This window comes from Nosocomiicoccus sp. HMSC059G07, assembly GCF_001815515.1.
Lineage (GTDB): Bacteria > Bacillota > Bacilli > Staphylococcales > Salinicoccaceae > Nosocomiicoccus > Nosocomiicoccus ampullae_A.
Window position 1 is genome coordinate 1 of record NZ_KV820831.1, and the last position, 221, is coordinate 221.

General features: G+C 32.1%; 1 pseudogene. It reads left to right on the plus strand.

The window, feature by feature from the left end:
- Positions 1 to 221: pseudogene (locus HMPREF3029_RS09410) on the plus strand (ABC transporter permease); the annotation flags it as partial.

A 221-nucleotide genomic window follows, 5' to 3' on the forward strand; every position in this document is an offset into this window, starting at 1 on the left:
CAAACAAACAGGTGTCATTGTTTCGAATAACGATGAAGAAGAAAATGCTATTTTCTTTGGTACAGAAAAGGATTCATTTTTAATACCGAAGATAATTGAGGGAGAAACTCCACAGCATGAAAACGAAGTATTAATCGATAAATCTCTAAAAGAAAAAGGATTTAAAGTTGGAGATAATCTAGAACTTACACAAGTTGATGAGGTATTAAAAGTCGTTGGAG